The following is an 11,197-nucleotide window of genomic DNA, read 5'->3' as shown; positions in this document are numbered from 1 at the left end:
AGATCGAGGACCCGGCGATGACCGAGAACACCGCGACCCGCACCCTCGAGGAGATCACCTCGCTCGAGACCATGGACCACATCCACGCACTCCTCGCCGATCTCCTCGCGGAGTGCCCCATCGACGACATGGACGCGATGCAGTTCGAGCTCGCCGTGGCCGAGATCGGCGCCAACATCATCGAACACGCCGGGGACGGCGCAACCGTCACCCTGCGCCTCGAGCTGGAGGTCGCACCGGACCGGATCGAAGCCCGCTACTCCGACGACGGCAGTCCCGCCCGCGTCGATCTCGACGCCGTGAACCTGCCCGACGACTTCGCCGAGCGTGGCCGCGGCCTGGCCATCGCGATCAACGTCCTCGACGAACTCGCCTATCGTCGTGCCGACGGCAAGAACCACTGGCGACTGGTCCGGAACCGTTCGGACTGAGTCGTAATCGGCTCAACCCCACGATCGTGCGTTCACGCCGCCGACTCGCGGGTCTCGGGCGCGGTTGCGACGACCGGCGCGTCGGCCGCGCGCCCCTGGGCGGGCGTGCCCCGATAAGTGACGACGCAGCGACTCAGGTCGAGTCCGACGGCCACGGCCGTCATCTCGAGATCGGAGCGACGTGAGCCGTCCGCCGACGGGTACTCGTTGGTCTTGATCTGACCGTGCGCGATCACCGGTCGACCCTTGGCGATCGCCAGGCCGACCCCGGTCAGCAGGCGCCGCCAGCAGCTGACCGTCAGGTACAACGTGGGTCCGTCCGACCACTCGCCGGTGTTCTTGTCGATCCGCCGCGAGGTGCACGCCACGCGGAAGGAGATCACGTCCTCCCCGGTGGTCGTCTGCCGCCGACGGGGATCGGACACTACGGTTCCGATGACGGTCGTGTACGTCTCAAACATGGTCGTCTCCTACGGTTGTCGGCCACGGGAAGGTGTGGCCGCACCAGCATCACCCGCAGCGGGGCCGTCAACCGTCGAGGCCGCACGACTGTGGAGAACTCGACGGGTTACCCACAGATCGCGATGCACCTGACGCTCGCCGCCCATACACTTCGCAGGGTGCGCATCCGAAGGCTCCTGGTAGGTCTCATCTCAGCGGCAACAATGCTGGTTGCCCCGCCCCTCGCAGGCGCTGCGCCGGTCGCTTCGCCGACATTGACCGGTCTGACCGAGGCGATCGCGGGCCGGCTCGCACTGGCTGACACCGTCGCCGCGACGAAATGGGCGTCCGGCGCGGCCATCGACGACCCGGCGCGCGAACAGGTGGTCCTCGACACCGTGTCGCAGCTGGCCACCGACCGCGGTCTCGACCCCGCCTACGTACGCGGTGTGTTCCGCAATCAGATCGAGGCTAGCAAGACCGTCCAACGCGGACTGTTTGCGCAGTGGCGGCTGCCTGGGCAGACTGCTCCACCTGCGACGTCCGATCTCGGTCCGGTCCGGACCGCGATCAACGAGTTCACCGTGGCCATCGTCGACCAGCTTGCCGCCGCAGGCGAACTCGTGACGAGCTTCCGGTGTCCCCCAGAGCTGATCACTGCGACCGGCCGCACCGCTGCCGATTTCGGCTTCGATCCCCTGCACACCGGCGCCTTGATCCAGGCCGGGTCGTCGGTATGCACGGTGTCGACGGGGTCCGGCTGAGACCTGTTGCCGCTCAACCGCGCTTGTTGAGTTCCTTCAACATCTCGTTGTAGCTGCCGAGGTCCGCGTCGTGGTCGCGGTCCGCGTTGCGGTCGAAGCGTCGCGCCAGCTTCGTATCGCTGCGCTGCCACTGCACGAACAGCGCGAGCAGGACCACCACCAGGGGGATCTCGCCTGCGGCCCAGGCTATTCCGCCCCCGACACGTTGGTCGTCGAAGAGGCCGTAGTTCCACGGGAGATTGAGCCCGCGGTAGTAGGTCTCGGCGATGACCGCGGTCGTCATCATGAGGGCGATGCCGAAGAACGCGTGGAACGGGATCGAGGCCATCACGAGGCCCAGCTTTGCCACGGGTGACACCTGACGCGGGGCCGGGTCGATGCCGATCACCAGCCAGTAGAAGATGTAGCCGCTGATCAGGAAGTGCAGATTCATCAACAGGTGCGCCGCGTGGTACTGAACCACGGACTCGTACAGACCGCCGAGATAGAGAACGTAGAAGCTGCCGACGAACATGACCGCGGCGATCAGCGGATGCGTCAGGATCCGGGACGGCGCCGAGTGCACGCCCAGCTGAATCCACTCGCGCGGGCCCGGCGGATTGCCCCGACCGGCCGGCGGCAGTGCCCGCAGGGCGAGCGTGACCGGGCCACCAAGCACCAGCAGGACCGGCACCATCATCGACAGCAGCATGTGCGCGATCATGTGGATGCTGAACATCGCCGGGGCGTAGCGGCCCAATCCCGATGACGTCGCCAGCAACAGCAGCAGACACCCGAGGAGCCACGCGACGGTGCGACCGACCGGCCAGGCATCACCCCGGCGCCTCAGGCGGATGACTCCCCGGAGATACACGACGGCGAGCACGATCGCCGCGAGCCCGAAGATCAGGTCGAAGCGCCACTCGGTGAGAAGGCGGACGAACGTCGGCGGCCCGTCGAGGTCGTAACCGATCGCGTTCTCGGTCGCCGAGATCTGGGTGGTGTCCACGAGTGGAGGCGGCGTACGGCTCAGGCCGACGGCCAGGCCGAAGGTCGCGGCGAACACGGCGAGTTCGACCAGTCCGAAGCGGACGAACAGCGACGGCTTGTCGTCGGCGTCCAGTTGGGCGATGGTGACACGACGATGCCACGCGCCGAGTCCGCCGAGCACGACCAGGGCCACCACCTTGGCCACGACCAGACGGCCGTAGGTGTCGGTGAACAGGTCGCCGAGCGGCACCCGCACCAGGGCGTTGACGACACCGCTGGCCCCCACGACGAGGATGCACCAGAACGCGACGCGCGAGAACCGGCGCACCGCCAGGGCACGCCATCGTCCGTCGGCGAGGGCGTAGACCACGACCGCGGCGAGACCGCCGAGCCACAGGGTCGCGCCGATGATGTGCAGGATCAGGCTGTTGGTGGCGACGTCGTGGTTGCCACCCGACGAGGAGTGGCCCGCGAGCGCGGACGGCATCAGGCTGAACACGGAGAACGCGATGACCGCGATGGTCGGACCCCAGTGCAGGGTCATCCGGGCGATGATGGCCGCGACCAGTGCGAACACCGCGGTCCAGAACCAGGTGCGCACCTCCGCGACCTGGCCGTAGGCGGTCAGCAGGTTCGCCGGGCGGATCGCCTCCGCCAGCGGCGCCCCACTGACCTCCGACGCCGAGAACGGCATCGACAGCAGAGCGGAGACCGACCACGTCAGCGCGCTCGCCGCCGCGATCCGGATGGCGCGGTAACCCCCGACGTCGAGGACGCCGCTCGCCTGGGGCGGCACGAAGAACGCGGCGAACACGGCCGACCCGAGCGCGATCGCCGCGGCGAACTCGCCGATCGCGGTCAGAGCAGGTGCGCCGTAGGTGGTCAGCGGCCCCGGATCGGGCACACCGGTCAACCGGAGCGCCGACGCCGCGGAGATCGCGGTGACGGCGACGGCGACGATCGCGGCGAGCCAACCCGATGCCCACAGGATCGCGGTGACGACGCCGCGCGGTTCGTTCATCGCGTCGCGATGCTGCTCCGCGGAGGCGGGCGTCGACGTGCGGGTCATCCTCCAACTGTAGGACCGGCCACTGACGTGATCCCAATTCGACGTGGCCCGCCGTGGCGCACGGCATAGCGACGACGGTGTCGTAGACTCTCTCTGCCCGGCCGCTCGTGCGCCACGTCACGCTCGCCGGTCAGCCTCCGTAGCTCAGGTGGATAGAGCAAGGGCCTTCTAATCCCTAGGTCGCAGGTTCGAGTCCTGCCGGGGGCACGTCATGTGCCTGTCGCCGACCGCTCGAAGTGGATCGGGAACCGTTCAGGGCACGCCGTGCGTCATAGTCCTGCCCCACACCTCGGTGGGTCGCGACTCCCTGGAGGATCATGACGCTCCCCCGCTCCTTGTCCGGTTTCCCGCCGCTGTCACCTGGCCGGCGAACCCACAATCACTCAGAGACATCGCTGTTCGGTGTCGATCCCGCCGAGGTCGAGGGCATCGCGCGCACCTGGCGGGCCGCCGCGATCGCGATCCACGCCGCGGATGTCGAGGCCGTCGGCGCGGCGCTCGGACCCTCGAGTCGCGTCGTGCGTGCCCTCGCCGCCACGATCGGACCCGCACGGTCGGCGGTGGACTCCATCGGTGAACGCCTGACGACGATGAGCCTGATGCTGCGGACGTTCGACGCGACGACGGCAGACGCCGACGCGCGGTCGGGCACCCGGTTCCGCTCGCTTCGGAACCGCTGATGCGACCCACCCTCTCGCAGTTGCGCGCGTGGGATCCGCAGTCGATCGCCGCCACCGGGTCCGCTGCCTCGACGCTGGCCGAGTGCATCGACACCGGCATCGGTCGCGCGGTGCGTGCCTTCGACGACGCCTCGACGTGGTCGGGTGCCACGCATGATGCTGCGCACCAGGCCATCTGGGCGGAACACGATCATGCCGGCGAGGTCCGCAACGTGGTGCAGATGATCGCCGACGAGGCCACCGATGCCGCCGCCGACCTCGGCTACGCCCGCGACTTCGCACTTGGTGTCGTCCGGGGAGCAGAGGGGCTGGGCTTCACCGTCTTCGACGACGGCGAGGTGACCCATCCTGAGCGTGACTTCGACGGTCAGGCCGCCCTTCTCGCGGAATCCATCGCCGAGGCTCTCGACACCGTCGACGCCCTCGACGAGCGCTACGGTGCACGACTCGAGACGTTCGCGGCCGACCTCGCGTCGATGACGGCGGGTCAACCCGACGTCACACTGCCCGGGGGCGCCGAGATGGACGCGGATCAGGCCGTCCGCATGCTGGAGACGCTCACGCCGACCCAGGTCCGCGACGTCATCGAACAGATGGGTGCCGACGACGTCCGACGTCTGGTGCAGGCCGACCCGCATGTCATCGGGAACCTACCGGGTGTCCCGTTCGCGATCCGCGCCCAGGCCAACGAAATCAACATCCGCAACGCACTTCTCGACGAGATGTCGGCCGGCCGCGGGCACGGCCGAAGAGCTCGGACCCTGCGCGGACTCCTCGAGCCCCGCCCCGACCCGATCGCCGACGAGACACCCCGCGGCGACGACGGACTCGTCGAGCGGACCTTCATCACCTTCGTCAACACTCCGCGCGGACGAATCGTCGAGATGATCGGGTCGCTGCGGCCCGGTGCTCCTAACACGGCGATTTACGTGCCCGGGACCGGCACGAACCTCGACACCGTGGTCGGCCACAACCGCACGGCCGCAGCCGAACTCGCGGCACGCACCGGCGGACCGGTGTTCCTCTACCTCGACGGCGACCTCCCGCCCGACCTCCGCGCGGCGGCGAGTCCGAGCTTCGCCGTAGCCATGGCGCACCGCCTGGAGTTGTTCGGTTCCGAACTCGACGCCGAGATCGTGCACCTCGCTCCCGGTGCGACCACCACCTACATCGGTCACAGCTACGGCGGGTCGGTCGTGGGATCGGCCGAACAACTCGGCCTGTCCCCCGACCGCGTCATCTACGCGTCGTCGGCGGGCACCGGCATCTACGACACGCCGCATCCCGACGGCGTGGATCGATACTCGCTGACCTTCCCGGGCGACCCGATCCACTACGTCCAGTCCTTTCCCGGGAACCCGCACGGCCACGACCCCGACACCGCGCCCGGCGTGATCAGGCTCGACACCGGCACAGTCGAGCTCGACGAGCGCACAGTCGACGGGGGTCTGGTCACCCACGGTGCTTATTGGAACGACACGGAATCCACGGCCTTCCAGAACATGGTGAAGGTCATCGTCGGCGCCGAACCCGACCTCTACGTCCCTCGCAAGCCCGACGTCGCCGAACTCCCGCCACCGGTCGGCGCACCCGCTCCCCTGTGGTGGCTCTATCTCGTCAACGATCGCGCCGACGGGGACATCGACCTGCCGGGGCCGATTCCCGACATCCCGCTACGGCTGCCGTGGTGAGCCGCGACTCGAACACACGCCAGGCTTCCGAGTAGTCGTCTGTTCCATCCCGGTCCCCTCGCGACCGTCCACCTGCGAACCTCAACTCGACTCCTGGACCTCGATCGAAGTCCATCAGTCGAGTTGAGGTTCGTCGGTCGGACACCTATGCGTCGCCGTGGTGAGTGCCCGTCCGGCCGACGTCCACCGTCCCCCGCCACCCGCCGATGAGGCGCATGGAGTGATAGATGACCAGTGCCGCGACCGAGCCCAGCGAGATGCCGGCGAACACGAGGTCGCCGACCTGCCAGGTGTAGTCGGCAATGCCGATGATGAGTGGGATCGCCGCGGTGAACTGGTTTATCGGCTTGGAGAAGTCGACCTTGTTGGTCACCCAGATCTGGACGCCGATGACACCGACCAGACCGTAGAGCGCGGTCGTGACACCGCCGAGCACGCCAGGGGGGATCGCGGCGATCACGGCGCCGACCTTGGGCGACAGTCCGAGCAGGATCGCCGCGCCGCCGGCCACCCAGTAGGCCGCCGTCGAGTACACCTTGGTCGCCGACATCACACCGATGTTCTCGGCGTAGGTCGTCGTGGCCGACCCACCGCCGCTGCCGGCCAGCATCGTGGCCACGCCGTCCGCGGCCAGCGCCCGACCCATGGTCGCGTCGTAGTCCTTGCCGGTCATCATCGCGACCGACTTCACGTGGCCGATGTTCTCGACGACGAGCACCAGCACCACGGGCAGGAACAACGGCAGGACACCCAGGTCGAACGTGGGCGTCTGGAAGTCGGGCAGTCCGATCCAGGCAGCGTCGCCGATGGCGGAGGTGTCGATGTAGTCGTTGTCGCTGTCGATCCGGTCGAGGATCAGCGCGAGGACATATCCGGCCACGACGCTCAGGAAGATCGCCAGGCGACCGAGCAGCCCGCGGAACAGCACCGCGGAGGCCACCAGCAGCACCAGCACGATCGTCGCCAGGACGGGATCGGCGACGAAGTTGTTCTTGGCCGCCGGCGCCAGATTGAGCCCGATCAAGGCGACGATCGCGCCGGTCACGACAGGTGGCATCAGGGTCTCGATCCATCGCACACCCGCGAAATGACTGATGAGCCCGATGACGACGAGCAGTGCGCCGACCGCCACGAGTCCCCCGAGCGCCGACGACGCCCCGTCGGAGGCGACGGCGGCTGTCACCGGCGCGATGATGGCGAAACTCGAACCCAGGTAACTGGGCAGGCGGTTGCGGGTGATCAGCAGGAACAGAATCGTGCCGACGCCGGAGAAGAACAGCGTCGTCGACGGCGGGAATCCGGTCAGCACCGGGACGAGGAAGGTCGCGCCGAACATGGCGACCACATGCTGCAGACCGATGCTGACCGTCCGCGGCCAGGTCAGCCGTTCCTCCGGTGCCACGACCGCGTTGTCGGTCAGCTTCCAGGACAGCAGATTCCGAGACCTCGTCTCCGGTTCACCCATGCCGAACAGTGTGCGGCACGGATGCTGACGACGCCTCACTTCGGGTCTTCCTCGGTCGGCGTCGCCGCCGCCGATATGCAACTCGACTCATATACACCTTGTTGCATAGTGCGTTGTTGCAGTGTTAGCTTGCTCTCATGGCGCTCGAACACGCGATTCTGGTGTCGCTGGCCGAGCGACCGGGAACGGGCTATGAGATCGGTCAGCAATTCGACCGCAGCATCGGCTACTTCTGGTCGGCCACGCATCAGCAGATCTACCGGACGCTGAAGAAGCTCCTCGACGACGAACTGGTCAGCGTCGAGTCGATCAGTCAGGACGGTCGTCCGGACAAGAAGGTCTACACGATCTCCGATGCCGGGCGCGACGCCCTGGCCGACTGGGCGATGAGTCCGACCCCACTGCAACCGCTCCGCAGCGACATCGGCGTGAAGCTGCGGGCCGCGGAGTTCGGCGACCTCGCCGCCATCGTCGGCGAACTCAAGGCCCACCGCGACGAGCACCTCGCGCAACTGAAGCTCTACACCGGCTTCCAGGCCGACTACTACCCCGATCCCGACACGCTCACCGGCCGCAAGCTGCACCAGTACCTCGTCCTCCGCGGCGGCATCCGCCAGGAGCAGGGATACATCGAATGGTGCGACGAGGTCATCCACGGACTCGAACGGGAATTGACCGAGAGCTGAGTTAGCCAGTCCCGCAACACCTTCGAAACCGCCAAATCCGTCCACCCAGGTTCACCGAGATGAAAGGTCGCGCCATGTCAGCCCCGACGGCACAACCGAACCAGCACTATCCGCACCTGTTCACGCCCCTGCAGATCGGCGGCATGACCATCGAGAACCGACTGGTCATGGGTTCGATGCACACCGGTCTCGAGGACCGGTTCTGGGACACCGACAAGCTGGCCGCGTACTTCGCCGAACGCGCCAAAGGCGGTGCGGGACTGATTATCACCGGCGGCTTCGGCACCAGCCGGACGGGTTTGCTCGCCTTCGCCGGCGGCAAGATGACCAACGTCGTCGACATGACCCGCCACAAGCGCGTGACCAAGGCCGTGCACGACGAAGGCGGCAAGATCGCGATGCAGCTGATCCACGCCGGCCGCTACGGATACACGCCGTTCAAGGTCGCTCCCGGCACCGATCCGTCGCCGATACACCCCTTCAAGCATCTGAAGATGACCGAGCCGATCATCCGCCACGTCATCAGGTCGTTCGGGCAGTCCGCCAAGCTGGCACGCAAGGCCGGCTACGACGCCATCGAGATCATGGGCGGCGAGGGCTACCTCATCAACCAGTTCCTCTGCCCTCACACCAACGACCGCACCGACAAATGGGGCGGCAACACCGAGAACCGCCAGCGTTTCCTGGTCGAGGTCATCAAGGAGATCCGCCGTCAGGTCCCCCGCGACTACCCGGTGATCCTGCGTCAGTCGATCGCCGACCTGATCCGCAAGGGACAGACCTGGGACGAGGTCGCGCTGATGGCTCGCAAGGCCGAGCAGTACGGCGTCGACGCCATCAACACCGACATCGGCTGGCACGAGGCCCAGGTTCCCACCATCGTCACCTCGGTGCCGCGCGGGGCATTCGTGAAGTTCACCGAACGGCTCCGCGACGAGGTCTCGATCCCGCTGATCGCGGCCAACCGCATCAACACCCCGGAACTCGGCGAGGAGATCCTCGCGAACGGACGCGTCGACGCCATCCAGATGGCCCGGCCGTTCCTTGCCGATCCCCACCTGGCGAACAAGGCCCGCGAGGGTCGTTCCGACGAGATCAACACCTGCATCGGCTGCAACCAGGCCTGCCTTGACCACGCCTTCGTGGGCAAACACGTGTCGTGCCTGGTGAACCCCATCGCGGGACGCGAGACCACGCTCATCCTGGGTCCGACACGAAAGGCCAAGCGCCTCGCCGTGATCGGCGCGGGCCCGGCCGGCCTGTCGTCCGCCGTCGCCGGCGCCAAGCGCGGCCACAAGGTCACCCTGTTCGAGGGCGGCGACTCCATCGGCGGCCAGTTCTCCATCGCCGCACGCATTCCCGGCAAGGAGGAGTTCAGCGAGACGATCCGCTACTTCACCCGTCAGATCGAGGTGCTCGGTATCGAGGTCCGGCTGAACACCCGCGCCGACGCCGAGCAGATCATCGCCGAGAAGTTCGACGACGTGATCGTCGCGACCGGCGTCGTGCCGCGCATCCCGAGCTTCCCCGGCGTCGATCACCCGATGGCGATGTCGTACGCCGACGCCGTGCTCGGACATCGGGAGATCGGCAAGCGCGTGGCCGTGATCGGTGCCGGCGGCATCGGTTTCGACGTCAGCGAGTTCCTCACCACCGACGAGTCGCCGACGATGAATCTCAAAGAGTGGGAACAGGAATGGGGCGTGACGGAGGATCCGGAGAAGCCCGGCTTCGTCACCAAGCCGCGGCCGCTTCCGCCGGTGCGTCAGGTCTACCTGGTCCAGCGCAAGGTCGGTAAGCAGGGCAAGTCCCTCGGCAAGACCACCGGCTGGGTCCATCGCGCGACGATGAAGATGAAGGGCGTCGAGCAGATCAGCGGCGCCACCTACGACAAGATCGACGACCAGGGGCTGCATCTGAGCTTCCGCGACGACGAGGGCAACGTCACCGACACCCGCGTGCTCGAGGTCGACAACGTGGTGATCTGCGCGGGCCAGGAGTCGGTACGCGATCTGGTCGATCCGTTGACGCTGGCCGGGGTCACGACGCATGTGATCGGCGGGGCCGATTACGCCGGCGAGCTCGACGCCAAGCGCGCGATCCGGCAGGGCACCGAGGTCGCCGCCGGCATCGACTGACGCTCGGTCTCGGCGCGAGAGGCGGCGGCTACCATTGCGACATGCCGGTACCGCCGCCCTCCGCCACCGCCCGTGCCGTCGTCACCGGGGCCTCGTCCGGGATCGGACGGGAACTCGCACGCGCGCTGGCCGCCCGGGGTCATTCGGTCATCCTCGTCGCCCGTCGGGGCGACCTTCTCGAGGAACTAGCCGGCGAACTCCGCACGGCACACGAGGTCTCGGTCGAGGTCCGCGCGGTCGACCTGTCGGACCCGACGAAGGTGGAAGTGCTCGCCGCCGAGTTCGCGGGCCGCGAGATCTCGATCCTCTGCAACAACGCGGGCATCGCGACCTTCGGGCCGGTCGCCGACCTCGACGCCGACTACGAACGCGCGCAGGTTCGGCTCAACGTCAACGCGGTCCACGACCTCACCCTGGCGGTGCTCCCGCACATGGTCAGGCGCGGCTCGGGCGGCATCCTGATGGTCGGGTCGGCCGCCGGAAACATGCCGATTCCCAACAACGCGACGTACGCGGCATCGAAAGCCTTCGTGAACAGCTTCAGCGAGTCCCTGCGCGGCGAGGTGTGCGGGCAGGGCGTGCACGTCACCCTGCTCGCGCCCGGCCCGGTGCGTACGCACACTCCCACCCCGGACGAGGCGTCCATCGTCGACAAGGTCGTCCCGGACTTCCTGTGGCACTCCTCGGCCAAGGTCGCCGAGATGAGCTTGGATGCCTTGGCGCACAACAAGATGCGCGTCGTGCCAGGCACCCTGTCCAAGGCGATGTCGGTGGCCGGCGGGTACACACCGCGCGGGGTGGTGGCCCCGATCGTCGGTGGGTTCTACCGCAAGTTCAGCGCGGAGTAGGAGTCGTCCGGGCGC

10 protein-coding genes and 1 tRNA gene are annotated in these 11,197 nt (G+C 67.6%); 8 read left to right on the top strand and 3 right to left on the bottom strand.

Going from position 1 to position 11,197, the window contains the following annotated elements:
* Positions 1–17 precede the first annotated feature (17 nt).
* Positions 18–431 carry an ATP-binding protein gene (locus MVF96_RS09855; RefSeq protein ID WP_159370606.1) on the top strand — a complete coding sequence of 138 codons (414 nt, stop codon included), beginning with the start codon at positions 18–20 and terminating at the stop codon, positions 429–431.
* A gap of 32 nt (positions 432–463) precedes the next feature.
* On the opposite strand, the gene MVF96_RS09850 is transcribed toward MVF96_RS09855, so the two are convergent.
* Positions 464–892, bottom strand: coding sequence for a single-stranded DNA-binding protein (locus MVF96_RS09850; RefSeq protein WP_058250025.1), 429 nt, complete (start codon positions 890–892; stop codon positions 464–466).
* A 159-nt stretch (positions 893–1,051) separates the two neighbouring features.
* Here MVF96_RS09850 and MVF96_RS09845 point away from each other — a divergent pair, with 159 nt between their 5' ends.
* Positions 1,052–1,636 carry a chorismate mutase gene (locus MVF96_RS09845; protein WP_137809309.1) on the top strand — a complete coding sequence of 195 codons (585 nt, stop codon included), beginning with the start codon at positions 1,052–1,054 and terminating at the stop codon, positions 1,634–1,636.
* Positions 1,637–1,649: 13 nt separating this feature from the next.
* Here MVF96_RS09845 and MVF96_RS09840 read toward each other — a convergent pair whose 3' ends face one another.
* Positions 1,650–3,674 carry a bifunctional copper resistance protein CopD/cytochrome c oxidase assembly protein gene (locus MVF96_RS09840; protein WP_137809308.1) on the bottom strand — a complete coding sequence of 675 codons (2,025 nt, stop codon included), beginning with the start codon at positions 3,672–3,674 and terminating at the stop codon, positions 1,650–1,652.
* A 133-nt stretch (positions 3,675–3,807) separates the two neighbouring features.
* On the opposite strand from MVF96_RS09840, the gene MVF96_RS09835 reads away from it, so the two are divergent.
* The 3 genes from MVF96_RS09835 (at position 3,808) to MVF96_RS09825 (ending at position 6,045) form a co-directional block, all read left to right on the top strand.
* A tRNA-Arg gene (locus MVF96_RS09835) sits at positions 3,808–3,881 on the top strand.
* Between the two features lie 110 nt (positions 3,882–3,991).
* Positions 3,992–4,354: a hypothetical protein gene (locus MVF96_RS09830; RefSeq protein WP_159370605.1), complete on the top strand. Its 363-nt coding sequence runs from the start codon at positions 3,992–3,994 to the stop codon at positions 4,352–4,354.
* Entirely contained in the window at positions 4,354–6,045 is a 1,692-nt protein-coding gene (locus tag MVF96_RS09825) for an alpha/beta hydrolase family protein (RefSeq protein ID WP_159370604.1), read from the top strand. The genes MVF96_RS09830 and MVF96_RS09825 overlap by 1 nt, the downstream gene beginning before the upstream one ends.
* 145 nt (positions 6,046–6,190) lie before the next feature.
* Here MVF96_RS09825 and MVF96_RS09820 read toward each other — a convergent pair whose 3' ends face one another.
* Positions 6,191–7,510 carry a uracil-xanthine permease family protein gene (locus MVF96_RS09820; protein WP_137809305.1) on the bottom strand — a complete coding sequence of 440 codons (1,320 nt, stop codon included), beginning with the start codon at positions 7,508–7,510 and terminating at the stop codon, positions 6,191–6,193.
* A gap of 137 nt (positions 7,511–7,647) precedes the next feature.
* On the opposite strand from MVF96_RS09820, the gene MVF96_RS09815 reads away from it, so the two are divergent.
* The 3 genes from MVF96_RS09815 (at position 7,648) to cmrA (ending at position 11,182) form a co-directional block, all read left to right on the top strand.
* Complete coding sequence (locus tag MVF96_RS09815; protein ID WP_159370603.1) at positions 7,648–8,196, top strand: PadR family transcriptional regulator; 549 nt, start codon at positions 7,648–7,650, stop codon at positions 8,194–8,196.
* A 74-nt stretch (positions 8,197–8,270) separates the two neighbouring features.
* Positions 8,271–10,334, top strand: a complete 2,064-nt coding sequence (locus MVF96_RS09810; RefSeq protein WP_065629094.1) for an NADPH-dependent 2,4-dienoyl-CoA reductase — start codon at positions 8,271–8,273, stop codon at positions 10,332–10,334.
* A 41-nt stretch (positions 10,335–10,375) separates the two neighbouring features.
* On the top strand, positions 10,376–11,182 hold the full coding sequence (cmrA, locus tag MVF96_RS09805) for a mycolate reductase (RefSeq protein ID WP_065629032.1): 807 nt from the start codon (positions 10,376–10,378) through the stop codon (positions 11,180–11,182).
* The last annotated feature ends 15 nt before the right edge of the window (positions 11,183–11,197 follow it).

Source organism: Gordonia hongkongensis (assembly GCF_023078355.1).
Taxonomy (GTDB): domain Bacteria; phylum Actinomycetota; class Actinomycetes; order Mycobacteriales; family Mycobacteriaceae; genus Gordonia; species Gordonia hongkongensis.
Note: the sequence above shows the minus strand (reverse complement) of the source record. Positions and strands in the feature narration are given on the sequence as shown.

What these genes read in the sequence shown, in the direction of transcription:
- MVF96_RS09855 (WP_159370606.1), top strand. Translation starts at nt 18, where the DNA reads ATGACCGAGAACACCGCGACCCGCACCCTCGAGGAGATCACCTCGCTC.
- MVF96_RS09850 (WP_058250025.1), bottom strand. Translation starts at nt 892, where the DNA reads ATGTTTGAGACGTACACGACCGTCATCGGAACCGTAGTGTCCGATCCC.
- MVF96_RS09840 (WP_137809308.1), bottom strand. Translation starts at nt 3,674, where the DNA reads ATGACCCGCACGTCGACGCCCGCCTCCGCGGAGCAGCATCGCGACGCG.
- MVF96_RS09830 (WP_159370605.1), top strand. Translation starts at nt 3,992, where the DNA reads ATGACGCTCCCCCGCTCCTTGTCCGGTTTCCCGCCGCTGTCACCTGGC.
- MVF96_RS09825 (WP_159370604.1), top strand. Translation starts at nt 4,354, where the DNA reads ATGCGACCCACCCTCTCGCAGTTGCGCGCGTGGGATCCGCAGTCGATC.
- MVF96_RS09820 (WP_137809305.1), bottom strand. Translation starts at nt 7,510, where the DNA reads ATGGGTGAACCGGAGACGAGGTCTCGGAATCTGCTGTCCTGGAAGCTG.
- MVF96_RS09815 (WP_159370603.1), top strand. Translation starts at nt 7,648, where the DNA reads ATGGCGCTCGAACACGCGATTCTGGTGTCGCTGGCCGAGCGACCGGGA.
- MVF96_RS09810 (WP_065629094.1), top strand. Translation starts at nt 8,271, where the DNA reads ATGTCAGCCCCGACGGCACAACCGAACCAGCACTATCCGCACCTGTTC.
- cmrA (WP_065629032.1), top strand. Translation starts at nt 10,376, where the DNA reads ATGCCGGTACCGCCGCCCTCCGCCACCGCCCGTGCCGTCGTCACCGGG.